The sequence below is a fragment of the Pseudomonas sp. HS-18 genome, from assembly GCF_020401845.1.
Taxonomy (GTDB): Bacteria; Pseudomonadota; Gammaproteobacteria; order Pseudomonadales; family Pseudomonadaceae; genus Pseudomonas; species Pseudomonas nitroreducens.
The window spans coordinates 3,794,649-3,817,907 of the sequence record NZ_CP084413.1 but is presented as its reverse complement, the minus strand read 5'-3'; the positions used below and the strand labels follow the sequence as shown (position 1 = coordinate 3,817,907).

Below are 23,259 nucleotides of genomic sequence, written 5' to 3'. Positions count from 1 at the left end.
GCGTCGCGAACAGAGCCGGTGGCTTCCCTAGGCAGGCGTCGACAGGTTCCTGCGCAGGTCCGCCGGGCTCATGCCGTAGGCGCTCTGGAAGTACTGGCAGAAGCGCCCGACGTTGCTGAAGCCCAGGGCCAGGGAAATCTCGCTGACCGATTGCGAACCGTCCTGCTGCAGCGCGTCGTAGGCGCGCTGCAGGCGCACCTCGCGCTGGTAGGCGACGATGGAGCTGCCGACGAAGCGGCGGAAGCCTTCCTGCAGGGCGCGCAGGCTGACGTTGGTCAGCTCGGCCAGGTCGCTGCCGCTGATCAGGGCGTCCGGATGCTCCTGGATGTAGTCCATGGCCAGTTTCACGTGGCGCGGCGCGATCTGCGGCGCGGGGCGCCTGAGCGCGTCGCTGTAGTTGTGCGGCCAGATTTCCAGCACCGAATCCACCAGCATTTCCTGCAGGCGTGCCGGCATCAGCGCGCTGGAATTGATCAGCAGGTCGAACTCGTTGCCGGTGGCCATGGCGACGATCGCCTTGATGCCCTGGAAGGCCTCGTTGCGCAGGTCGACCCGCGGCTGGAAGCGCACCTTGTGGCTGATCGGCCGGCCCAGCAGCGTTGCCAGCCGGCGCGCGAACAGCGAGCGGCGCACCGACAGGCCGTGGTGTGCGTGGCCATCGATGAAACCGACCGAACGCACCGAGGCCTTCTCGATGGCGAGGCCGACGCGCGGTGTACCGATGGTTTCGTCGGACTGGTTGAAGACCACGCGCCCGGCGCTGGGAAAGATGAAGGTGATCTCGTCGTCGAGGTCCGGCATCTCGGTCAGCAGGTCGCCGCGAAAGCTCAGGCGGCGGAAGCTCAAGCCTTCGTAGCGGCCATAGACGCCGCCGATGGCGATGGGCTTTTCGGGCCGCGGCATCCCCGAATAGAGGCTGCCGAACATCCGCGTGTACAGCTCGCCGAAATCGTCGGCGGTCATGTTCTCGGAACGGATCAGGAACTGCTTGCGGGAGGTGCTCGTGTCTACCGTCATGGTCCGTCATCTGGCGCTGGCGACGAGCGCACCGCCGGAGTTCGGCGGGCGATACATGAGCGCCCATGCTGAACGGCGCAGATGACAATTGCGTGATGGGCTGCCTACTCCGGTAGCCTGGCCAGGCGGAAGCCTTCGACGAAATGTTCGCGCACTGCCGCGTCACGCAGGGGTTCGGTCTCTACCCAGTGGCGGATGGTGAAGTTTGGATTGCCCACCAGGAAGAATTCGGTTTCCGCGCGGGCCTCGTCCAGCCGGCCAAGTTGCGCGAGGCTGGCGGCGAGGAAGCGCCGCGAGCTGCTGCGGTAGGTTTCGTCGCGGCGCAGGGTCTGGATGGCGCCCTGGTAATCGCGCGCGGCGTACTGTGCCTGGCCGAGGGTCAGGTAGTACCAGCCGGCGGGGAAGGGGTTGAGGCGAAAGGCCCGGCGGATGTGCTCCAGGCCTTCGTCGATACGCCCGGCCAGTACCGTGACGTCGGACAGCGCCGCCCAGGCGTCCGCATCGTTCGGATCGAGCTCGATGGCGTGCTGGAACTCCCGGTCGGCTTCGGCGTACTGCCGTTCGTACGTCAGCAGGTAGGCCAGGCTCCAGCGGCAGCCGGCGTCATTGGGGTCGATGGCCACGGCCTCGCGCGCCCGCTGCAGTGCCGCGCCGCGCTCAGCCTGGGTGGGGCCGCCGCTGTGTATCCAGCCCATCCAGTGATTCATCGCCAGCCAGCGGCGCGCCTCGGCGTACTGCGGATCGAGGGCGATGGCGCGGCTGAGCATCAGGTGTGCTTCGCGCGCGGCCAGTGGCGAGTCGTCCATCAGCTGGCGGGCGCGCACGCACAGTTCGTAGGCCTCGATGTTCCTCGGGCGATTGCGCGGCAGGGGCGTGCGCAGATGGCCGAGCAGGGCCCGGACGATGTGCCCGGCGACTTCGTCCTGCACGGCGAAGACGGCCTCCAGTTCGCGGTCGAAGCGTTCCGCCCAGAGTTGTTCGCCACTGAGCGCATCCACCAGCTGGGCGTTGATCCGCACGCGGGCATCGGCGCGGCGCGCGCTGCCCTGGAGCAGGTAGCGCACGCCCAGTTGGCGGGCGATCTCGCGCACGTCCATGGCCTTGCCCTTGTAGGCGAAGGCCGAAGTGCGAGCGATCACGAACAGGCCGGAAGCCCTCGACAGTTCGGTGGTCAGATCCTCGGTCAGGCCGTCGACGAAATAGTCCTGCTCGGCATCGGGGCTGCCGTTGACGAAGGGCAGCACGGCAATCGAAGGCTCATCCGGCAACGCCAGCGGAGCACGCGACGCCTCGGCCAGGGGTTCCACGCTTGCGCTGAAGCGGTAGCCGACGCGGGGCACCGTGGTGATCCAGGAGCTGCCGTCGGGGGCCTCGCCCAGCACCTTGCGCAACTGGGCGATCTGCACCGTGAGGTTGCCTTCCTCGACCACCTGGCCCGGCCAGGCGGCGTCCATCAGCTCGGCCTTGCCGAGGATTTCACCCGGCCGCTGGAGCAGGGCGCTCAGCAGGTTCAGCGCACGGAATCCGACGGCCACGGGAACGTCGTTGCGCTTGAGCGTGCCACGGGTGCCATCGAGCACGAAGGGGCCGAAAGCCAGACGCGATTGCTGCATGCCGCCCCCTTTGCAAGTTTTTGGAAGTGTTTGGCGTCTCTTAAGGACGGCTTGCCGGGTGCTCTCCATGCTTGACCCATGAGGTCCATGGAGGCTGTCATGAACGATACTCCCCGTCTGCTGCTGTCGGAAGCTCCGTCCGGGCACTTCGGCCCGTCGGCCGTGCCCGAACTGCTGGCGCTCTGGCAGGCCCGCGCCCGGCTTCGCCAGCAACTTGCCATGATGGCCAGGGCCAATCCGCACCTGATCGAGGACATCGGCCTGACTCGGCGCCAGGTGGCGACGGAGATCGCCAAGCCGTTCTGGCGGGCGTGACCCTTACTTTTCCACGCCCAGCCGTTCGTGCCATTGGGCGATGGACTCCTGCGGGTAATCGTCGAATTGCAGGTCATGCGGCGTGGCCTGCACTTCGACCCAACTGGCCTTCGAGCGCAGCAGCAGGTGGGTGTGTTCGGGGGGCACGGGCAGCGGGGTGTCGATGGCGGAGGCGAAGGGGTGGATCAGCTCCGGCCATCGCGCGTCGTACAGCCACAGGCCGCTGCCGCACAGGCTGCAGAAGTGCCGTTCGGCGCCACTGGTACGCGTGCGCTGGCCTTCCTCGCGGAGCTTCGCGTGGTAGATGCTGATGTGCTTGCGCCCGCGCACCCTGAGGCTGGCGGCCTCGCCGCCGAGGTTGATCGCGTAGCCACCACCGCCCTGGGTCTTGCGGCAGATCGAACAGTAGCAGCGCTGGTAAGGGTAGGGATGGGCGCTGTGCAGGCTGAAGTGCACGGCGCCGCAGTGGCAGGAACCTTCGAGCAGCATGGCTTCTCTCCATCAGGGCTACCTGAGCAGGGACTCGCGGGCGCGCCAGGGATTCCATCGGATCGCTCCAGCGGGACTGGCCATGCCCCGTGCAGTAGACTAGCCGCCCGCCCAGCGACGGACGCTGCCCATGCTCAGGAATTTCACCGACCTCGATCTGCGCCTGCTGCGCATCTTCGCCTCCGTGGTGAGGTGCGGCGGCTTCACCGCGGCGCAGGCCGAGCTGAACATGAGCCAGTCGAACATCAGCATGCACATCGGCAGCCTGGAGAAGCGCCTGGGCTATCGGCTGTGCGAACGCGGCAAGGGCGGCTTCCGCCTGACCGCGAAAGGGCAGCGGATTCTCGAAGCGTCCCAGGCGATGTTCGATGCCATCGGCCTGTTCCGCGACCAGGCGCAGGCGCTCTCGGGCAAGCTGGTGGGCGAGCTGTACCTGGGGCTGGCGGACAACGTCACGACCCTGCCGCAGGCGCGCTTCGACGAGACCCTGGCGGCCTTCCACGGTCGCGAGCAGGACGTGCAGCTGAACCTCTACGTGAATTCGCCCACCGAGTTGGAGCTGGCGGTGATCGACGGCCAGCTGGACCTGGCGATTTCCTACTTCAGCCGCGCGCGCCCGACCCTGGATTACCTGCCGCTGTACACGGAAGAGATCGGCGTGTTCTGCGGCGAGCGCCACCCGCTGTTCGCGGCGCACGAGCCGACACTGGAGCAGATCGCCGAGTACAACTGGGTGCGCCATGGCTTCCTGCCGGCGGACCAGGAATTGCCGTTCCGCCCCGAACGCAGCAGCGCCACCGCGCATCACATGGAGGCGGTGGCGCATTCGGTGCTGGCCGGCACGCACCTGGGCTACCTGCCGACCCACTACGCGAACATCTGGGTCGAGCGCGGGCGGATGAAGCCGCTGCTGCCGGAGCAGCTCTGCTACGAGGTGACGCACAGCATGATCACCTACGCCGGGCGGCCGCGCAGCGAGGCCGCCCGTGCCTTCATCGAGGACCTGCTGAGCGTGCACGGCCTCGGCTAGCCCTCAGGCGAGCACGCCGTTGACCGCGTTGAGGTAGATGCGCGAGTAGTCCTCGGCCTGCAGCGGCAGGGCGTTGGTGTCGGAGGAGGAGATATCCGCCACCGCCTGTTCGCCGATCCAGAGCGCGTCCTCGCCGTCCAGGCCCAGTTCCCTGAGCGTATGCGGAATGCCCACCGCCGAACGCAGTTCCAGCACCCAGCCCAGCAGGCCGTCGAAGCTCGCTTCCGGCAGTTCCAGGTAGTGCGCCAGACGCGTGGCGTCGGCTTCGATGGCCGGGCGGTTGGCCACCAGCAGGTACGGCAGCAGCACGGCGTTGAGCAGGCCGTGGTGCTTGTGGTGCTTGGCGCCCAGTGGGTGGGCCAGCGCGTGCACGCCGCCGAGTCCCTTCTGGAAGGCCACTGCCGCACTGGCCGAAGCCACCAGCATGCCTTCGCGCGCGGCGAGGTCGGTGCCGTTGCGCACGGCGCGTTGCAGGTTTTCCTTCACCAGGCGCACGCCTTCGATGGCTACGCCGGCGGACATCGGGTGGTAGAGCGGCGAGAACAGCGACTCCAGGTGATGGGTCAGGGCGTCCATGCCGGTGGCGGCGGTGAGCGACTTCGGCAGGCCGACGGTCAGTACCGGGTCGAGAATCACCGAGCGGGCCAGCAGTTCGCGGTGGCCGACGACTATCTTGATGCCGCGCGCGGTATCGGTCAGCACGGCCTCGCGGCCCAGTTCGGAGCCGGTGCCGGCGGTAGTGGGAATGGCGATCAGCGGCGGCAGGTCGAGGGCGGGGTGGTCGCCCAGGGTCGGGTAGCGCTCGATCAGTTGCGACCATTCGAAGTTGTGCAGGCCGTTCGTATCGCGGCTGAGCAGGGCGATACCCTTGGCTGCGTCCAGCGCGCTGCCGCCGCCCAGGGCGATCAGCGAATCGTGGCCGCCTTCGGCCAGAACGCCGGCGCCGGCGCTGACTTCTTCCAGCGCGGGGTTGCTGGAGAAACCGTGGAACAGCGCGTAGTCGATGCCGGCCGCTTCCAGGCGGCGCCGCACTTCGTGCAGCGGCGGCAGTTCGAGCATGCCGGGGTCGGTGACCAGCAGCGGCTTGAGCATGCCGGCCAAGCGGCAGCGCTCGGCCAGTTGATCGAGGGCGCCGACGCCGCAGAGGATTTCCGTGGGGTAGTTCCAGTAGTTCAGGGTGGACATGACAAGCTCCGGATTTCAGGCATGGCCTGCCCGCGCCGGCTCGTGCAAAGCCAGCGGCGGGAGGAAGTGGGAAACAGGGCGCCGGACAGGCCCGGCGCCAGGCGTTCAGGTGAGCGCTCAGCCGACGGCGCGGCCGGCGAAGCTCAGGCTGGTGGCGATGCGGCGGTGCGGCTTGGCGATGAACAGGTAGGCCAGGCCGAACAGGGCGAGGGCGGAGAACACCACGACCACCGCCCAGACCTGGAACCAGGGCGCGCCGGGCGGGGCGAGCATCTCCCGCGGCCAGGCCACGTTGATCGCCTCGAACACCAGCCAGACCACGGCGATGACGTTGACCAGCAGGCCCTTGCGGCCGAGTTTCAGTGCGCCCTTGTCCGGGTTCCAGCGTCCGGTCAGGCGTGCATACAGCGCGCTGGCGGCGACGATCAGGAAGACGAAGAAGAAGCCGCCGCTGCCGAAGGCGATCAGTGTGCCGACCGCCGTGGCGTTCAGCCCCAGGGCCAGGCCCAGGCTTGCCAGCAGGGTGCTGCAGACCATCGCGGCCATCGGTACCTTGCGCTTGTCGACGCGGCGCAGCAGGGCGGAACCGGGAAGGATTTCATCGCGGGCCATGCCGAAGATGGCGCGGCCGATGTAGGTCTGCACCGAGACCACGCAGGCGACGAAGGCGACCAGCACGATGGCCACGAACGGCCGCTCGGCCCAGGCACCGAAAGCGTCCACCACCGCCGGGGTTACCGGGTCGATGACCTGGCCGCTGACCACGGCGGCCGGGTCCTTGTACGACAGGGTGACGGCGAAGGCGGTGAGCATCACCGTCAGCCCGACCACCAGCATCGAACGCAGGATGGCGCGGGGCGTGGAGACGCGGGCGTCGGTGGTTTCCTCGGAAATCTGCGAGCAGGCGTCGAAGCCGAGGAAGGCCCAGCCGCCCACCGCCAGTGCTGTCAGGAAGCCGCTCCAGTAGGTGCCGCCGGAGACTTCCAGGGCATTGAGGCTGCTGAACAGCATCTCGAAGGAGTGGTTGCGGAAGAACAGCAGCAACAGCACGCCGATGCCGATGGAGGCGATGGCCTCGGCGAAGATGCCGGCGTTGACGAAGTACTTCAGCGGGTTGATGCCCAGCAGGTTGACCGCCAACCCAAGGGCCAGCAACGCCGCGCCGCAGAGTACCTGCGCATTGCCGGACGGCGGTTCGCCGGTCACCAGCAGGCCGAGCCAGAAGCCGCCCAGGTAGGCGACGGTGGTCAGCGAGGCGAGGGCGGAGGCGAGGTAGAGGAAGCCGGTGAACCAGGCCGCGCGGTCGCCGATCAGTCGCCGCACCCACTGGTAGCAGCCGCCAGCCAGCGGGAACTGCGAGGACAGCTCGGCGTACACCAGTGCCACGGTCAGTTGCAGGAGCAGGCACAGGGGCACGACCCATACCCAGGACGGCCCGACGCTCATGGCGCCCAGCGACATCACCGAGTAGATGCCGACGACCGGGGAAATGGTGGCGAAACCGACGGAGAACGACGACCACAGGTTCAACCCGCGGTCCAGCTCCTGGCGGTAGCCGTGGCTGGCGAGCAGGCTTTCGTCGCCGTTGCTGGTAGCGACGGCAGGGCTGCGAAGGTCAGACATGCCGGCCTCCGGGGTTCAGGGAATAGGGGGATTCACGGCCAGGCATGACGGGGCGCATGGGAGATCCTCGGGGCAGTTGGAGTTGTTATCGAGAACCCGCGTCTCTAAAGGACGGCTGAGTAGCTGGCGCTGTCAGTGCAGCGCGTGGCCAGAGTAGGGCGCTGCCGCATCAGGAAAAATTCATATTTGATTGCACTGACATCAGCTGTTGCTGATGTTTTGTGCGAAGTATACCGGTAGGAGCGGGTCGCTTCTCCAGGAGGGTGGTGGGCCGCAATCGCGCGCACGGCGCATTCCCGCAGGGCGGCATAAGGGACAGGCAGGGTGGGATGCAGAGGGAGTGGGGCGCGGGAACCGGGAGCGACAGCGCGCTCCCGGTGTGAAGCGGTATCAGCAGTGCTTGTCCTGCTCGGCCTTTTTCTCGACGCCCGGCTGGGCGTTCTGAGCGGTCTGCTGTCCGGAGTCGGTCTTGTCGTGCGTGGCCTGCAGAGCCTGGTAGTTGGCCTGGGTCAGACGGTTGGTCATCAGGGCGGATTCTTCGGCCATGGACGCCTGGCTGGCGAGCAGGGCGGCAAGGGTCAGGGTACTGGCAGTGAGCAGTTTCATTGGAATGTTCTCGGTAAGGAGGTGCAGTGGGGTGATGCTCGCGAGTGACCACAGTCTAGTGAGCAGCCGCAGGAGGGACCCATGAAGAAAACTGGTATGAATGATCGAATCGCTCGAGGGACGGGTTTGATGCCAATTTCCGCCGAGGCGGGAACTGGCATCAAACCCTTGATCCACCTGGCCTCGGGCTTGGTCGCGGAAACTCCGCCGTGGGTCATGAACTGGTCGACACTGAAGTTCTGCTAATGAGTCCATGCAGGCAGGCTGATAAATGGCGGCTCGCCCCGGGCCTTGATGTGGACCTACGCCTGGAGGTCGGACGGGTAATTGCACGCTGACCCGCTGGCAGTTCCATACCGCGTATGCGTGTGCCGCCAGCAGCGCCTGCGGGGCGATTTCGAAGGCGGTCCCGGGACCCGGCCGGCATCCGCTCCGCTGTACTGGACGATGGGGTGGTGGGTCTTGCCGCTGGTGGCCAAGCACGGCAGTGCCGGTGATTTCCTTCCCGCCCTGGCGGAAACCCACCAGCGCGCCTCGGTGCGCTCGAACAGGGTTGTCGCCGCCTAGCAGGCGGCCATCTCCGGTTCGGTCAGCCTCGGCGCGGCGATGGCTTGCTTGGCGTACCTGGCGGTTTGTATGTCCTTTCTTCTGAACGGCAGGCTGATCGCAATACCTGTTTCAAAATAGCGATGCCGGAATTCAAGCGGCGTTTCAGCAGCAGGACATGGCGCAGGCGATGAAGGCGGTGGTCAGGGTGGTGATGCTCAGGCCTACCAGGAACAGGGTGTCGGCGACGCGTTCCAGACGGTGATTGCGCTGCAGCTTGCGGGTCCGCAGGCCGAAATAGGCGGTGAGGGTGGTCGCCAGGTAGATCACCGTGTTCAGCGCGAGCATGTCCTGGCCGATCAGGTCGACGCGGTGCTGGCCGACGATGATGCGCAGGATGCCCACCACTGTCAGGCACACGCCGACCATGGCGCCGGACGCGGCGAAGATGTGCACGCAGATGTCGTCGTCCAGCGGGGCGGTGTGGCTCTTGTGGCTCATGGCGGGTCTCCTGCGCCGGCCGCTGCGGTTCATCCGCTCGACTTGCCGGCCTCGATGTGGCTGCCATGATAGTTAGGACGCGACGCTTGCTGTACTCGCTTTCCCGGTGGCCCCAGGTGAACCGAAAAACAGCGGAAAATCATCCAGATAACCGCCGCCTGCCGCGGCAGGCGCGGGCGCTGGAGAAGGTCGAGCTCATATTGGAGGCGTCGCGGCGCATCCTGGAGCGCCGCGGCCTGGAGGGGTTCACCACCAACCATGTGGCGGAGTTGGCGGGGGTCAGCGTCGGCTCGCTCTACCAGTACTTCCCCAACAAGGAGCGGATCCTCGACGAGCTGGCCCGGCGCGAACTGGCAGCGTTGGCTACCGGCATCATGGGCGCGCTCACCGGCCGCCCGCCGGAGGCGCCCGGCGAGCGCATCCGCGCAGTGATTCACGCCGCCGTCAGCGCCTATGGCGGGCGCACCGGCGCGCACAAGGCGCTGATGCACTACCTGATGACGCGCGGCGGCGGCAGCCCGCTGCCCGCCTTGCGCGGCAGCGTCATGACCCACCTGGTGACCCATGGCCTGGTCGACCACAACCAGCAACTGCGCAAGCTCGACGAGGCCGAGGTGTTCGTCCTCGCCCATGCCGTGGGCGGTGTCCTGCGTGCCCTGCTGGACGACCCCGGCGCCCTGATCCCTGGACGGCGGGAGGGCATCGAGGAAGCGCTGGTGCAGTTGGTGCTGGCGTACTACGGGCGGGGCGCGGCGGGCTGAAGCCCGGCGTCGGTCACAGCCACCAGCGCAGCAGGTAGAACGCGCCCATGCTGAGGATCACGCTGAGCAGCACGTTGCGCGTCCACAGCACCAGCGCCACGGCGACCACGGCGCCGAGCAGGTAGGGGTTGTCCAGGCGCAGGTTCAACTGATGTTCGGGCAGGAACACGATCGGCCCGCAGATCGCAGTGAGCATGCCCGGCACGGCGAAGCCGAGGAACTGCCGCACGTTGCTGCTCAGGCGGATCGGCAGGCGCGGTTCGAGGAATACGTAGCGGTTGAAGAACACGATCAGGCCCATGCCGAAAATCACTGCCCAGACCATCATGCGCGCCCCCCCGAGAGTTTCTGGCAGACAAAGCCGGCGAACATGCCCGCCAGCCCGGAAAGCACCAGTGCCGAGCCGACCTGCCAGTAGCTGAACAGCACCGAACAGAACAGCGAGACGGCGACGCAGACCAGGGTGGGGATGTTCTTCACCACCGGCGCGATCAGCGCGACAAAGGTGGCGGCGATGGAGAAGTCCAGGCCCAGGTGTTCCAGACCGGGAATGCTGGTGCCCACCAGCACGCCGGCGAGGGTGAAGAGGTTCCAGGCGATGTAGAACGTCAGCCCCACGCCCAGGGCGTACCAGCGGTTGAAGGTCTGGCGGTCGTGGCCGCTGGTGAGGGCGAAGAATTCATCGGTGAGCAGGAAGCCCAGGCCGGCGCGCCAGCGTCCCGGCAGGCCGGAGAGCACCGGGCGCAGGGTCATTCCGTAGAGCAGGTGCTGCGAGGTCAGCAGCAGGGTGGTGATCATGATCGAGAAGAACCCGGCGCCGCCCTTGAGCATGCCGATGGCCACCAGTTGCGCAGCACCGGCGAAGACGATGGCGGACAGGCCCTGGCCATGCAGTGGCGAAAGCCCGGCGTCGATGGCCAGGGAGCCGGCGAGCAGCCCCCAGGGCAGGACCGCGAGCGACAGCGGCATGATGTCGATGGCGCCCTTGAGGAAGGCACGTGAAGGAAGCTGATCTTGGGACATGAGCGTTTCTTGCAGGCCGATAAGTGCCGTCAGCGTCGCAGAGAAGCCTGGTGCGTGGCTTGAACAATCTTGCTGTCGAATTCAGCCGATGCCCAGCAGTTCGCCAAGGGACCGGGCCAGCTCCTCGTGATGTACCGGCTTCTGAATCACCAGGCTGCCGGGCAGCTCCAGCCCTTGCAGTTCGGCGTAGCCGGTGAGAAACACCACCGGCAGGTAGGGGAAACGCTCGCGGGCAATCTTCGCCATCTGCGCACCGTTGAGTTCGGGCATGGCGAAGTCGGTGAGCAGCAGGTCGACGTGTTCGTCGAGCATCTCCAGAGCCTGCTGCCCGCTGTTGGCCTGACGCACCCGGTAGCCGTAGAGGCGCAGGGCGTCGCCGAGCAGTTCGCGCACCAGGTCGTCGTCGTCCACCAGTAGGATATTGCGGTCGTGGCCGCTATCGGTGAGGTCGCCGCTGGGGTCACGCACGCTGTCGTCAGCCGCTTGCGCACGTTCCACGGCCGGCAGGTAGACGTTCACCTGGGTTCCGCGCCCCGGCTCGCTGTCGATGTGCACACCGCCGCCGGACTGCTTGGCGAAGCCGAACACCTGCGCCAGCCCCAGTCCCGAACCCTTGCCGATGTCCTTGGTGGTGAAGAAGGGTTCGAACACTTTGCCCAGCACTTCCTCGTCCATGCCGCAGCCGGTGTCGCGGATTGACAACACCACGTAGTCCCCCGGTTCGGGATGCTCCGGGCGGCTGGGTCTGTGGCTGATGTGCATGTTGTGAGCGGAAAGGATCAACTGGCCGCCGGCCGGCATGGCGTCGCGGGCGTTGATCGCCAGGTTGAGGATGATCATCTCTGTCTGGGTCGGATCGGTCAGCGCCTGCCACAGGCCATCGGTGAGTTCCAGGCGCACCGAGATATTGCCGCCCAGGGAGCGGGCCAGCAGCTCTTCCAGGCCGCTCAGGGTATCGTTGAGGTTCAGCGGCACTGGCTCCAGACGCTGCCGGCGGGAGAAGGCGAGCATCTGCGCGGTCAGCTTGGCGCCGCGCTCGCCGGCCTCGCGGATGTGCTGCAAGCGTTTGCCGGCCTTTTCGTAATCGCCCTTCGCCAGGTCGCGCTCGAGGAAGGTGGAGCCGCTGAGGATCACCGTCAGCAGGTTGTTGAAGTCGTGGGCGACACCGGCGGTGAGCTGGCCTACCGCCTCCAGCCGTTGCATCTGCTGCAGCGCCGCCTCGATTCGTTCGCGCTCGGCGATCTGCTCGCGCAGCCGGGCATTGGCTTCGGCCAGATCCAGCGCAGCCTCGCGCTCGCTGGTAATGTCGCGGGCGACCACGTAAAGCAGGGTGTCTTCGGGTACCACCACCCAGGAAAGCCAGCGCTGCTTGCCGCTGGCGTGGCGTATGCGGCCATCGAAGCGCGCGCTGGTACCACCGTGGGCGAGGGCGGCCAACTCGGTGAGGAAGGCGTCCTGGTCCTGCTCGGGCAGCAGCTGCAACAGCGACATGCGCGAGAGCATCTGGCGCTGGAAGCCCAGGGTGTGTTCCCAGGCCGGGTTCAGGGCGACTGGGGTGAGGTCGCTGTTGAGCACGGCGAGCAGGTCCTGGGAAAGATCCCATGATCGGTCGCGCTCGCGGGTGCGGCGCTCGACTCGTTCGCCAAGCATTTCGTTGAGCTGTTCCAGGGCCTGGGTAGCCTTGCGTTGCTGGTGGATGTCCTGCAGCACGCCGGAGAAACGAACACAGCGGTCATCGACGAATCGCGCCTGCCCATTGCTCAGCAGCCAGCGCGGTTCCAGCCCGTCGGGCTGTTCGATGCGGAATTCCACGCGGTAGCGACCATTACCCCGCGGGTCCATGGCGCGCTCGACGCCTTCGCGCACCCGCTCCACATCTTCGGGATGGATGCCGTTGTAGAACACATCCATGGTCATTTCGGTGTCCGGCAGCAGGCCGAACAGCGTCTTGCAGCGTTCGTCCCAGAGCAGCAGGCCGTCCTCCGGACGCAGGTCCCAGGTGCCCATGCCGGCGGCGTCGATGGCGATGCGCGCGCGCGCCTCGACGTCCGCCAACGCCTCTTCGGCGCGACGTCGACGCTGTCGCTCCTGGACTTCGGTGAGGGCGCGGCGCACTGCCTTGGGCAGCAGCGATAGGTTCTTCTTCAGCACGTAGTCGGTGGCGCCGAGGCGGATCATCTCCACCGCGTGTTCCTCACCATAGATGCCCGAGAGGAAAATGAACGGGGTATCAGGCACCAGGCGCTGGGCGATGGCCAGCACGTGGGTGCCGGAGGAACCGGGCAGCACACAGTCGCAGAGAATCAGGTCGAAGCTGCCCTCGTGCAGGGCATGTTCGACTCCGTTGTGATCGAAGACATGCCGAGCGTCGATCTTCATGCCGCTGCGCTCCAGGCGTAGCAGGGTCAGCTCGGCATCCATGGCGCTGTCTTCGACGACCAGCAGTTTCAGCGGAACTTCGGACATCACCGCTCCGTCACGGGTTGCGTCTACGATTCAGACGCAACGATCCGGGCGGAGGTTCATTGAGAACGGCCCAGAAAATCCCCAGATCGGAAATTGCGGTGACGAATTCCTTGAACTCCACCGGCTTCACCACGTAGGCGTTGACGCCCAATTCGTAGGCACGTTGCAGGTCCGGCTCCTCCCGCGAGGAGGTCAGCATCACCGTGGGGATACTGCGCAGCTCGGGGGTGTCGCGCACCACCTTGAGCACTTCCAGGCCGTCCACCTTGGGCAGCTTGAGGTCCAGCAGCAGCACCGCTGGATTGCCATCGGCACGCTCGGCGTGGGCTCCTCGTCGCAGCAGGTAGTCCAACGCGTCGGCGCCATCGCGCATGACGATGACTTCGTTGGCCAGTTGGCTGCGTTCCAGCGCAACCAGCGTCAGCTCCAGGTCCCTGGGATTATCTTCCACCAAGAGAATGGGTTTGAGCATGATACGTATGGCTTTCCTTCAGTGGGGCTGTGGGTGGCGGGGCAGGGCGAAGTGGAATGTCGCGCCCTGGTTGATAACTCCTTCGGCCCAGACGCGGCCGTCGTGGCGCTCGATAATGCGCCTCACGCTGGCCAGGCCGATGCCGGTGCCTTCGAATTCTTCCATGCGGTGCAGGCGCTGGAACACTCCGAACAGCTTGTTGGCGTAAGCCATATCGAAGCCCACACCGTTGTCACGGATGAAAATCTCGGTTTCGTCCCGCGTCTGTTTCGCGCCGATTTCGATGCGGGCCGGCTCGCGGCCGCGGGTGTACTTGATGGCGTTGGCGATCAGGTTGCGCAGCGCAAGATTGATGAACGCCGGATCACCGATCAGTTTCGGCAGCGTCTCCAGCTTCCAGTCGATCTGGCGGCCGACGTAGTCGGGCTCCATTTCCGTGCGGATGGTTTCTACCAGCGCGTTGAGGTCCACCTCGGACAGGCGGAGCGCCGAGCGGCCCATCTGCGAAAAACTCAGCAGGTTGTCCACCAGGGTGCCAGCGAAGCGCGCGGCATCCTCGATGTGCTGGAGGAAGCGACGGCCGCGCTCGCTCAGCGCCTCTGCCTCGATTTCGCCCAGCAGCTCGGCGTAGCCGGCAATGTGCCGCAGCGGCGCGCGCAGGTCATGGGAAACGCTGTAGGAGAAGGCTTCCAGCTCCTTGTTGGAGCGGCGCAGTTCCCCCGCCAGTTGGGCCAGTTCTTCGGCCTTGCGCAGCACGATGCCCAGTACCGAGGTACGAAGCTCCACCACCGCTTCGACGATCAGCGGCTCCCAGGGGGCGGAGAAACCGCGTACTTCCTCGCGCCAGCGCTCGAAACTATGGCGTGGATTCAACTGGCCCTGGGCGTCGATCTCCTTCGCCGGGCGTCCGGCCCAATTTACCGTGCGCGCTTGTTCCGGGCGGAACCAGACCAGGTAGTGCGAGTGAATCTGTGAAATTGCCACGGCCAGCACGCCGCCGGCATGCTGGGCGAGTTCAGGCAGTTCGTCGATGTCGCGCTTCACGTTGTCGGTCTGGAACACCACCTCGCCGCCACGCTTGGCCAGCCAGTGAATCAGCGCGTTGACCTGCGCGGCTGGCGGGGTGACGCCAAGCAGATCGATCCGCTCGGCGGACACGATCGCTGCGCCGGTGGCCGCGGCGAACTCCAGCATTACTGCGGGCAACTCCAGCAGGCCGCCGCTGATGCTGTCGTGGTCGGCCATTGCGGAAAGCATCTGCACGATGCGTTGGCGCAGATCGAGCAATCGGCGGGTATTTGAATGGGATTCGCGGGACTCGATCTGCAACGACAGCACGCTGCTGAGCAACTCGCAGGCGGTGCGTGTCTGGAAACCGACGGCGCGCGGCTCGCGGTGGTGGCAGGAAATCAGCCCCCAGAGTCGGCCATCGACGACGATGGAGAGCGACATGGAAGCCAGCGTGCCCATGTTGCGCATGTACTGAAGGTGCACGGGCGAGACGCTGCGCAGGGCGGCGAAACTCATGTCCAGCGGGCGCCCGGTGCGGGGATTGTCGACCGGTACAAGTGGCGAAGCCTGGTAGTTGGCGTCTTCGATGACCCGGATGCGGTTGACCCGGTACAGCTCACGGGCCTGGCGGGGGATGTCGGAGGCCGGGAAGCACAATCCCAGGTACTGCGGATAGCCGGGGTCGGCCGCCTCGGCGATGACCAGCCCATTGCCTTCCGCATCGAAGCGGTAGGCCTTGACCCGGCCGAACCCGGTAATGCGCTTGACCTCCTGCACCGAGCGTTGCAACAGCTCATCGATGCTGTTGGCGTTGTGCAGGCCGGCCACGAAGGCGCGCACCAATGGATAGAAATCGACGTTGGACGGGTTCCCGGGACGCTCCTGGTGCGGCGCGAATTCGGCAATCAGGACCTGATCGTGGCGGTGCACCATCACCGAGGTGGGCTCACCGGCGCCTGGGCTGTGTCGCAGCCTGACGTCGCCGATGTGGAAAGGGAATATTTCGCTGTCGGGCAGGCGCTTGAGGTGTTCGCGCAGGTCGAAGTCATCGGCCAGCAGTGCGGCGAAGTCGCGGCCCAGCAAGTCACTGGCGGGCAGGCCGAGCCAGCGCTGGGCGTTCTCGCTGGCCTGGAGGATACGCAGGTCGGATTCATCCAGTACCAGCAGGAATCCCTGCGGCTGGATGCTGCCGGGCAGTTGGATCGGCTCCTGGGCGCAGCGCTCCATGGCTTGTTCGAGGGCGGTCTCTGCGGCGGGCAAGGTTTAGGCACTCCGTTGGGGACCGACTCTGTGAGCCGGAAGTTGGTTGCGGGAATACTCTGTTAGTCCCGTATGAAAGTTTTTCAGTTTGGCCGTATTAGACGCTTTTCGCACTAATGGCCGAGGGCCATTTGTCTAGGCTTTTCCGCTTCGGCAGTCTTCGCGGCGCCATGAGCAGCTCAGTCGGACTGGAGAAAAGCCAGCAGGGTAGCTTCCTCGGCGCTGAGGTTCTTGCGCTTGCGCGCCTTCGCTAATCCGCTCAGTTCGCCAGCAAGAAAGGCCTGTATCACCCGCGGATGCACGTAGCATTTGCGGCAGATCGCCGGAGTGTTGCCCAGTTCGTCGGCCACCTGCTGGATGATCGACTTGAGCTGGCGGTTGGCGCTCTTCTCGTCTTCCCAGTGGGTCCTGCGGCAGTGCTCAAGGGCCAGGGTGGTGCCAGCCCAGGTGCGGTAGTCCTTGGCGGTGAACTCCTCGCCGGCGTGCTCGCGCAGGTAGGCGTTGATGTCGCGGGAGTCGATCATGTGCCGCTGGCGGTCTGCGTCCAGGTACTGGAACAGCTGTTGCCCGGGCAGCTCAAGGCAACGCCGGAGGATGCGCGCCAGGCGCGGGTGTTCGATGTCCACGCTGTGGCGGATGCCGCTCTTGCCACGAAAGGCGAAGCGAATGCGCGTGCCCTGGACTTCGACATGGCGGTTGTTCAGCGTCGTGAGGCCGAAGGAGCGATTTTCCTTGCGGTAGCGTTCGTTGCCGATGCGGATCAAGGTGCGATCGAGCAGTTCGACCACGGTCGCCATGACCTTTTCCGCTCCCAGGCCGGGCAGCGCCAGGTCCCGTTCTATACGCCTGCGCAGCGCTGGCAGGCTTTCCCCGAAGCGCAGCAGGCGCTCGTACTTGGCGCTGTCGCGGACCTCGGTCCAGCGCGGGTGGTAACGGTACTGCTTGCGCCCGCGCACGTCGCGGCCGGTTGCCTGCAGGTGGCCGAGCGGGTCGATGCAGATCCACACATCGATATAGGCTGGCGGAATCGCCAGGCGGTCGATCCGCTCGATCTCCGCTTCGACGCGAATGCGTTCGCCGCCCGGGTCGAAGTAGGCGAAGCGCCCGCGCAGGCGACGCCGGCTGATGCCCGGCAGGCTGTCGTCGACGTAGTGCAGGTCGGGGGGCAGGTCCAGCAGCTCCGGCGGTGTGCTCATGGCGGCTCCTCGAGGTCTCTTCGGTAATGGATCGCGAAAGGGCATCGGGAGTGCGGTTTTTTTTCATCCGCCGGCGGGGTGGCCAAGCTCAGGAGTGCCGATCCTCGACGGCCAGAGGCACGGGCGAGATCAGCCTGGGGTCGCTACCGCCAAACAGGGTGCGCAGGTAATCCTCCTGGATTCGCAGGCCGCGGCGCACCAGCCAGTTGCGACCGCCCGGTACGACGCGCAGCAGACAGTGGCCGAGGAAGCGGGGCGGGGCCGTAAGCAACGGGTACCAAGGCAGGCTGCCGCGGGGCAGGCCGAGGGCGCGTCGCCCCTGGTCGTCGATGAAGGTGCTGGCGATGCTCAGGTGGATCGCCCGGTTCAGGCGCCCGCGCAACCAGGGGAAGTTGGCGTAGTGGCGCTGCAGGGGTTCGTCCACCAGCGCGCAGCCGAGCATACGGCTGCTCTCGTCCGGTGGTGCCTGGGACAGCAGGTTGTGGTAGAGCGCGCGTATCGCGTCGTTCTCGCTGGCGCACAGCCAGCGCTCCTCGACGCCCATCAACCAGGCGATGTAGCGCCAGAGGTGGCTGATGGCTTCGCGCTCCCGCTGGCTCAGGACTACGCCCAGCATGCGCTGGCCGATCAGGAAGATCGCCGAGAAGGCCAGATAGGTCGCCTGCATGTCTCCCTGGTTGATGGGCAGGCCATGGTGAGCGAAGTCCCACTGCTCCAGGCGCGACACCCGACGTCGCACCAATGCATGCACCAGCCGTACGTGCAGCGTGCTGCGGTAGCCCGCTGCGCCGCGCGCCATGCCCTTTGGGCGGGTGCAGTCGATCCACCATTTGGTGGTCTCGGCGATACGCCGCTGCGGGCCTTTTTCCAGCGCGCCGGTGAGTACCAGGGTACGGTTGATCGCGGAGGCCTGGTATCCGGCCAGCAAGCCAAGGTCGCGCAGCACGCGCATACCGGTCAGCCCGGAAATTCCGCAGGCGCGGGCGCCCTCGTCGAGGCGCTGCGGGTCGACCCAGGCGGGCGGTGTTTCGACACGGGCGAAGAAGGTTCTCAGTGCCTCGGGTGCGTCGGGGATGGCGGCAATGCCCTGGTGCAGCGCCTGTTCATACAACCGCATGCTCTTGCCGAGGCCGACTTCGAACATCCACTCCAGCAGCGTATCCATGGGAGCATCGCCTACCGTGAGGGACGCGCCGATGGCCTTCCAGGTCGCGGTATCCGGCTCGCTAGGGCCCTTGAGGAAGCGTTTGATCGGCGCAGCGGTGCGCCGAGCGCGCTGCAGGTCAGCACCGTGACGGGTAGGCAGGTCAGTTGTGCACATCGATTCATACCTTGGTTTGGTTGCCGGGCGGATTCGTCGAGTTACGCTATTGCGAGTATTTGCTCGCATTCAACTCGCATCCGACTCGCATCGGGGGATAGGCATGAGGAAGCAACCCAAGCAGCAGCGCGCCAGCGAGATGGTCGCGGTGCTGCTCGAGGCCGCGGCACTGGAGATCGGCGAGCACGGCCTGGATGGCCTGACCACGAACCACGTCGCGCGTCGAGCCGGGGTGAGCGTCGGCTCGCTTTACCAGTACTTCGCCAACAAGGAGATGATCGTCGAGGCCCTGCTCATGCAGCGCGCCGGCACGCTGATGAAGGTGGTGCACGAGCGCGTGACGCCGCTACTGGGCGCGGACATCGGCAGCGTCACCCGTGCGGTGCTGGAGGGCATCTTCCAGCAGGTGGAGGGAGATTCGGCGCAGTGCGAGCTGCTGCGGCATTGGCACCGGCTCAATTCCGCGCCGGTGTTCCATGCCCTGGAGCAGCAGATGATGGAGGTGTGCCGGCAGTACCTGATTCGGCACTTCGACGATTACCGCATCGACAACCTGCCGGCGGTGCTCTTCGTGGTGATCAACTCCGTGCAGTACACCTGCGCGCGTTACCTGAGCGATGCGCAGCCGCTGCTGGGGCGCGAGGAAGTGATCGATACCCTGGCGCGGATGGTTGAAGCCCTGTGCCTGCCGCGCGCTGTGCGGCATCCGTAGGGACGGCTGTCTTCTCCCGGCGAGCCTGCGCATGCAAGGAGTGGGGCAGGGTCCGCCCGTAAAAAAGCCCGGAAGACTCGCGCCAACCGGGGCTTTTCTCAACCGATCAGGCCACGACCGGGATCATCGGATCGGCCGCTGCCAGCGCGGTGGCTCGATCAGCGGCCGGAGGGTAGATCCACACGGTGTTGATCTCGGTCTTGATCTTCTTGCCTTCCTCGCGCAGGAAACGCACCTGGCGGTCCCAGCCTTCGGTGAACAATGCGCCCCAGGCGCCCAGGTCCAGGCAGGTCACGTACTTCTCCTGGCTGTAGGGGATGGGGGCTACGCCCAGCAGGTCGGCGGCAGCGTTGTTGCCGGCCGAGCGGCCCAGGGAGATGGCATGCTGGCAGGTCATCAGCGCGTAGTTGCCGGCGTCGTCCACGGCGGCATAGGCCACGTCGCCCGTGGCGAAAACCGCATCCTGGCCGATCACCTGGAGGTTACGATCCACATGCAGGCGGCCCTGGCGGTCACGTTCGCCGGCAACCTGTTCGGTCAGCGAACTGGCGCGCACGCCGGCGGTCCAGATCACGGTCTTCGCCTCGATGCGTTCGCCGTTGGAAAGAGTGACGCCGCTTTCGTCGATGGATTCCACCGAGGCCTTCAGGCGCCATTCCACGCCCAGTTCGGCGGAGGCTTCGGCCACCACGGATTGCGACGTGACGCCCAGTGCACCGCCGATCTCGGCGCCGCGATCGACCACGACCACCCGTACCTTGGCGTCCGCGCCCAGAACTTCACGCAGGCGCGCGGGCATTTCGGTGGCGGTCTCGATGCCGGTGAAGCCGCCTCCGGCAACGACCACGGTATTGCGCGCTGCAGATTCCGGCAGTTGGTTCAGCGAGCGGATATGCGTCTCAAGGCGCATGGCCTGGTCGATGTCGTCGACGTCGAAGGCGTGTTCGATGCCCGGCAGGGCGGGGCGAGCAACCTTGCTGCCGCTGGCGAGGATCAGGCGGTCGAAGCCCAGGGTGGCGATCTCACCGCTGGCATCTCGGTAATCCAGTTGGCGCCCGTCGACGTCGATCTGCTCGGCGCTGCCCTGGATGAAGGTCACGCCCACGGCGCCGAACAGGTCGCCCAGCGGCGCGGCCATCTGGTGCACGTTCGGCTCGTAGAAGCGCGGGCGGATGCGCAGTTCGGCCTGGGGAGCGAGCACAGCGACTTCGACGTCGCCGCGCTGGTGCAGATCGAGCAGGCGCGTGGCGCTCAGGGCGCTCCACATACCCGCGAAACCGGTGCCGACGATCAGGATGCGTTGTTTCATGGTCTCTCCGACGAAAGGATGAATTCAGGTTGTAGGGTTCCCGAGTGCCCGACATCGGAGCGGTTTGCTTCCCGGCTTGCCTCGGATAACTACGACTATATTTGTCGTAGTTATCCGAGGCAATTGTTTTTTCCCCAAACTCCGACCGTTCGTCACCCCTACGGCGGAGGCGGTAGTCCTGCTTCTGTTTGTTCTCTGCACGCTTGGAAGTACTGCAAGCAGGGCTCGGCGGGTTACAATCCCCCTGGTTGCATGCTTAAGTGCTGGTCGGGTGCAGGCTGTAGTTTGATATTTTTGCGACTAAATTAGTCGGAGTTTGTGATGGCTTTATACAGTGCAGGGGTGGAGTACGGCATTCACTGCCTGCTCTTTCTGACGGATGAGAAGGGCGACAGCCGTGACTCCAGCGTGCGAGCGCTGGCGGAGCTGCAGGGTGTGCCCCAGGAATTGCTGGCCAAGGTCTTCACCAAACTGGCCAAGGCTGGGCTGGTAGCAGCCACCGAAGGCGTGCGCGGTGGTTTCCGCCTGGCGCGGCCGGCGGACGAAATCACCGTGCTGGACATCGTCAGGGCCATCGATGGCGACAAGCAGATCTTCGAGTGCCGCGACATCCGCGGCCGCTGCGCGGTGTTCGAAGGCTCGCCGCCGGAATGGGCGACCTGCGGTACCTGCTCGATCCACGCCGTCATGCTGACCGCGCAGAAACGCATGGAAGAGGCGCTGGCCCAGCACACCGTGCTCGATCTCGCACGCCGGGTCGGGCGCAAGGCGCCGCCGGAGTTCGGCGAGGCCCTGGTGCGCTGGATGGATGCCCAGCGCGACGGCAGCAGTGCCGTCAGCTAACGCGCATCGCCGCCGCGCGGCTTGTAGAAGACGAACTCGTCTGTCTCGGCCGTGCGGATGTATTCCTTCGCCCAGGACGGCGAAACGTGGCGGTCGTGGAAGTACATCGCGCCGCGCGTACGGTCGCTGAGCTGCTGGTTCAGCGCCTTGCGGGCGATTTCCTTGGCGATGTCGTAGCGGGTCTTCTCCTCCACCTGGTCGGAGCGGCCGTCGCACCACCAGGAAAACTGGCAGTGTTTCTGCTCCTGGCCCTGCTTGACCACGCCGCACACGGTGTCGGGGAAGCCACCGTGGCCCATGCGGTTGAGCACCACATTGGCCACCGCCTCCATGTCGGCGCGGCCGCCGCCCTTGGCTTCCCAGTAGAGGGTCCGCGACAGGCAGACGACGGCGTCGTCCAGCGGCGCCTTGCCGGCGGGGTCGACGGCTTTCACTTCGGCCTTGGTGATGGGGGCTGCGGTGGTTACCGCGGTAGCGGGGTGGGCGACCTGTTGTTCCAGGACTTTGCCCTTGGTCACGGCGGCCTGGGCTTTCTCATCGGTGGATGTGCCCAGCTCAGCGGCGATGGAAGAGGGTGCCCAGAGCGCGAGCAATAACAGCGGAAGCAAATGAAGGCGGCACATGATCGAACCTACCTGCGCGACAAAACCAGTCCGGCCGTTGCGCAGGGCCCTTCCGGTACCTGCGCGACGGCGCCCTTGAGGCTGCTCCCTGGGAAAAGAAAGCGAAGCGACGGCGCCTGGTCGTTGTGACCGTCCTGCACGAACCCGGATTCAATTTTTCAGCCAGACGGTATTACCTGCGCCCCGCGGCTGACGGGGCCTGGGGCACATGGCGCTGGAAAAACTCGGCCACCGCCTGCAGCACGGCAGGTTGCTGTTCGCGGTGCGGAACATGTCCGCAATCGGGCAGCAGCCTGAGCATCGTCGGTACGCCCGGTATCGAGGTGAGACGCTGCGGGTGGGCGTCCGAGCCGTACTCGTCCTGCTCGCCATGCAGGCTGAGGGTTGGGCACTTCACCTGCGCCAGTTCGGCGTCCAGGTTCCAGTCGCTGAAGTCGTCCGACAGCCAGGTGTCGACCCAGGCGCGCAGCACCCAGAAAGCCTTGTCGCCATGGTACTTCTGCAGGCGTTGCAACTGCCCCTCGCGGGCGAATTCCAGCTCCGCGGCGCGGATGCCGTCGCGGGTCCGGTGCTCGACGAAGGCCTGCGCCGACTCGGTGATCAACGCCGAGCAGGTTTGCGGATGCCGTGCCACGCACGTCACGGCCATGGCGCCGCCAACGCTATGGCCGAACACCACGCAGCGCTCGAAACCGAAGTGCTGCTGCAGCAGAGGGAAGACGGTGCGTGCTTCCTCGTCGATGAAGTCCAGGGGCAGGGCGCCGGGGTAGCGCTCTGAGCGACCGAAACCGAGGCGGTCATAGGCGATGACCTGGCGGCCGGTGGCGCCGGCGAGACTTTCCGGGAAATCGCGCCACAAGGTGACGCAGCCCAGCGAGTCATGCAGCAGCAGGATCGGCTCGCCGGTGATCTCGGCGGGTGTCCAGGCCTGGGCGAACAGTTGGCCTTTCTCGCTGCTGATCCAGTGCTCGCGGGCGACGATGGCGGATGGCATGACGTGTTCCTGATCGGGGCAGGGGCGCATGGTAGGGCCCTGGCCCGTTCGATGCCAACCATGGGCCCAGGCACTAAGGAAACCTTAAGGCTGCTCGGGGATGATGACGACTCGCGGCCGGGGCTGTCCCGGGCAGTGCTCACACCGGGCCCGGTCGCTTTTTTTGAATCAATAGAGGAGTCCTGCCTTGGACACTTGCCCTGGTCGATTGCGACAGGTCTGAACAGCGAGCCGTCCGGCAGAACCCTGCCACTGTCTCGCTGCGTTGCGGACAGTGGCGATACGCATCCCGCCGCGGGATGACGTCTCACCATTCCCCTGCGGGGCCAACCGGCCCTTCGCT

Annotated in this window: 23 protein-coding genes; 6 read left to right on the top strand and 17 right to left on the bottom strand. The window is 66.0% G+C overall.

Annotated features, from left to right (window positions below; translation table 11 throughout):
- Nucleotides 1-27: 27 nt before the first annotated feature.
- Together LDJ84_RS17675 and LDJ84_RS17670 are read right to left on the bottom strand one after the other, a co-directional pair.
- Nucleotides 28-1,017: an AraC family transcriptional regulator gene (locus LDJ84_RS17675; protein WP_226045140.1), complete on the bottom strand. Its 990-nt coding sequence runs from the start codon at nt 1,015-1,017 to the stop codon at nt 28-30.
- Nucleotides 1,018-1,121: 104 nt separating this feature from the next.
- Complete coding sequence (locus tag LDJ84_RS17670) at nt 1,122-2,630, bottom strand: winged helix-turn-helix domain-containing tetratricopeptide repeat protein (RefSeq protein ID WP_226045139.1); 1,509 nt, start codon at nt 2,628-2,630, stop codon at nt 1,122-1,124.
- Between the two features lie 99 nt (nt 2,631-2,729).
- On the opposite strand from LDJ84_RS17670, the gene LDJ84_RS17665 reads away from it, so the two are divergent.
- Nucleotides 2,730-2,945 (top strand): DUF1127 domain-containing protein, encoded by a 216-nt coding sequence (locus LDJ84_RS17665; protein ID WP_226045138.1) that lies wholly within the window; start codon nt 2,730-2,732, stop codon nt 2,943-2,945.
- Between the two features lie 3 nt (nt 2,946-2,948).
- On the opposite strand, the gene LDJ84_RS17660 is transcribed toward LDJ84_RS17665, so the two are convergent.
- Nucleotides 2,949-3,434, bottom strand: coding sequence for a GFA family protein (locus LDJ84_RS17660; RefSeq protein WP_084357150.1), 486 nt, complete (start codon nt 3,432-3,434; stop codon nt 2,949-2,951).
- Between the two features lie 130 nt (nt 3,435-3,564).
- Between LDJ84_RS17660 and LDJ84_RS17655 the strand changes: the two genes are divergently transcribed.
- On the top strand, nt 3,565-4,464 hold the full coding sequence (locus LDJ84_RS17655; protein ID WP_037008992.1) for a LysR family transcriptional regulator: 900 nt from the start codon (nt 3,565-3,567) through the stop codon (nt 4,462-4,464).
- 3 nt (nt 4,465-4,467) lie between these two features.
- Here the strand turns inward: LDJ84_RS17655 and LDJ84_RS17650 are convergent, their stop codons facing one another.
- The 3 genes from LDJ84_RS17650 to LDJ84_RS17640 all read right to left on the bottom strand — a co-directional run bounded on the left by LDJ84_RS17650 (nt 4,468) and on the right by LDJ84_RS17640 (nt 7,878).
- Nucleotides 4,468-5,649: an iron-containing alcohol dehydrogenase gene (locus LDJ84_RS17650; RefSeq protein WP_226045137.1), complete on the bottom strand. Its 1,182-nt coding sequence runs from the start codon at nt 5,647-5,649 to the stop codon at nt 4,468-4,470.
- Between the two features lie 117 nt (nt 5,650-5,766).
- A complete protein-coding gene (locus LDJ84_RS17645) occupies nt 5,767-7,272 on the bottom strand; it encodes an APC family permease (protein WP_196913371.1) in 1,506 nt (501 codons plus the stop codon).
- Between the two features lie 390 nt (nt 7,273-7,662).
- Nucleotides 7,663-7,878, bottom strand: coding sequence for a hypothetical protein (locus LDJ84_RS17640; RefSeq protein ID WP_226045136.1), 216 nt, complete (start codon nt 7,876-7,878; stop codon nt 7,663-7,665).
- Between the two features lie 81 nt (nt 7,879-7,959).
- Between LDJ84_RS17640 and LDJ84_RS17635 the strand changes: the two genes are divergently transcribed.
- Nucleotides 7,960-8,124, top strand: a complete 165-nt coding sequence (locus LDJ84_RS17635; RefSeq protein ID WP_159457336.1) for a hypothetical protein — start codon at nt 7,960-7,962, stop codon at nt 8,122-8,124.
- Nucleotides 8,125-8,589: 465 nt separating this feature from the next.
- Here the strand turns inward: LDJ84_RS17635 and LDJ84_RS17630 are convergent, their stop codons facing one another.
- Nucleotides 8,590-8,925 carry a hypothetical protein gene (locus tag LDJ84_RS17630; RefSeq protein ID WP_037008997.1) on the bottom strand — a complete coding sequence of 112 codons (336 nt, stop codon included), beginning with the start codon at nt 8,923-8,925 and terminating at the stop codon, nt 8,590-8,592.
- Nucleotides 8,926-9,041: 116 nt separating this feature from the next.
- Here LDJ84_RS17630 and LDJ84_RS17625 point away from each other — a divergent pair, with 116 nt between their 5' ends.
- Nucleotides 9,042-9,686 (top strand): TetR/AcrR family transcriptional regulator, encoded by a 645-nt coding sequence (locus LDJ84_RS17625; protein WP_226045135.1) that lies wholly within the window; start codon nt 9,042-9,044, stop codon nt 9,684-9,686.
- A 13-nt stretch (nt 9,687-9,699) separates the two neighbouring features.
- Here LDJ84_RS17625 and LDJ84_RS17620 read toward each other — a convergent pair whose 3' ends face one another.
- From LDJ84_RS17620 to LDJ84_RS17590, 7 genes are all read right to left on the bottom strand, one after another.
- A complete protein-coding gene (locus LDJ84_RS17620) occupies nt 9,700-10,014 on the bottom strand; it encodes an AzlD domain-containing protein (RefSeq protein ID WP_024763816.1) in 315 nt (104 codons plus the stop codon).
- Nucleotides 10,011-10,709, bottom strand: a complete 699-nt coding sequence (locus tag LDJ84_RS17615; protein ID WP_037009000.1) for an AzlC family ABC transporter permease — start codon at nt 10,707-10,709, stop codon at nt 10,011-10,013. The genes LDJ84_RS17620 and LDJ84_RS17615 overlap by 4 nt, the downstream gene beginning before the upstream one ends.
- An 81-nt stretch (nt 10,710-10,790) precedes the next feature.
- A complete protein-coding gene (locus LDJ84_RS17610; protein ID WP_024763818.1) occupies nt 10,791-13,175 on the bottom strand; it encodes a response regulator in 2,385 nt (794 codons plus the stop codon).
- Nucleotides 13,176-13,185: 10 nt separating this feature from the next.
- On the bottom strand, nt 13,186-13,647 hold the full coding sequence (locus tag LDJ84_RS17605; protein ID WP_024763819.1) for a response regulator: 462 nt from the start codon (nt 13,645-13,647) through the stop codon (nt 13,186-13,188).
- Nucleotides 13,648-13,665: 18 nt separating this feature from the next.
- Nucleotides 13,666-15,885 (bottom strand): ATP-binding protein, encoded by a 2,220-nt coding sequence (locus LDJ84_RS17600; RefSeq protein ID WP_226046598.1) that lies wholly within the window; start codon nt 15,883-15,885, stop codon nt 13,666-13,668.
- Nucleotides 15,886-16,097: 212 nt separating this feature from the next.
- Nucleotides 16,098-17,114: a DNA topoisomerase IB gene (locus tag LDJ84_RS17595; protein ID WP_024763821.1), complete on the bottom strand. Its 1,017-nt coding sequence runs from the start codon at nt 17,112-17,114 to the stop codon at nt 16,098-16,100.
- Between the two features lie 88 nt (nt 17,115-17,202).
- Complete coding sequence (locus LDJ84_RS17590; RefSeq protein WP_226045134.1) at nt 17,203-18,435, bottom strand: oxygenase MpaB family protein; 1,233 nt, start codon at nt 18,433-18,435, stop codon at nt 17,203-17,205.
- Between the two features lie 103 nt (nt 18,436-18,538).
- Between LDJ84_RS17590 and LDJ84_RS17585 the strand changes: the two genes are divergently transcribed.
- Entirely contained in the window at nt 18,539-19,147 is a 609-nt protein-coding gene (locus LDJ84_RS17585) for a TetR/AcrR family transcriptional regulator (RefSeq protein WP_024763822.1), read from the top strand.
- A 106-nt stretch (nt 19,148-19,253) separates the two neighbouring features.
- Here the strand turns inward: LDJ84_RS17585 and LDJ84_RS17580 are convergent, their stop codons facing one another.
- Nucleotides 19,254-20,456 (bottom strand): NAD(P)/FAD-dependent oxidoreductase, encoded by a 1,203-nt coding sequence (locus LDJ84_RS17580; RefSeq protein WP_226045133.1) that lies wholly within the window; start codon nt 20,454-20,456, stop codon nt 19,254-19,256.
- Nucleotides 20,457-20,777: 321 nt separating this feature from the next.
- Between LDJ84_RS17580 and LDJ84_RS17575 the strand changes: the two genes are divergently transcribed.
- Nucleotides 20,778-21,299 carry an RrF2 family transcriptional regulator gene (locus LDJ84_RS17575; protein WP_054907116.1) on the top strand — a complete coding sequence of 174 codons (522 nt, stop codon included), beginning with the start codon at nt 20,778-20,780 and terminating at the stop codon, nt 21,297-21,299.
- Here the strand turns inward: LDJ84_RS17575 and LDJ84_RS17570 are convergent.
- Together LDJ84_RS17570 and LDJ84_RS17565 are read right to left on the bottom strand one after the other, a co-directional pair.
- Nucleotides 21,296-21,922: a cell wall hydrolase gene (locus LDJ84_RS17570; protein ID WP_226045132.1), complete on the bottom strand. Its 627-nt coding sequence runs from the start codon at nt 21,920-21,922 to the stop codon at nt 21,296-21,298. The genes LDJ84_RS17575 and LDJ84_RS17570 overlap by 4 nt on opposite strands.
- 172 nt (nt 21,923-22,094) lie before the next feature.
- Nucleotides 22,095-22,916 (bottom strand): alpha/beta fold hydrolase, encoded by an 822-nt coding sequence (locus tag LDJ84_RS17565; protein ID WP_226045131.1) that lies wholly within the window; start codon nt 22,914-22,916, stop codon nt 22,095-22,097.
- Nucleotides 22,917-23,259 lie beyond the last annotated feature (343 nt).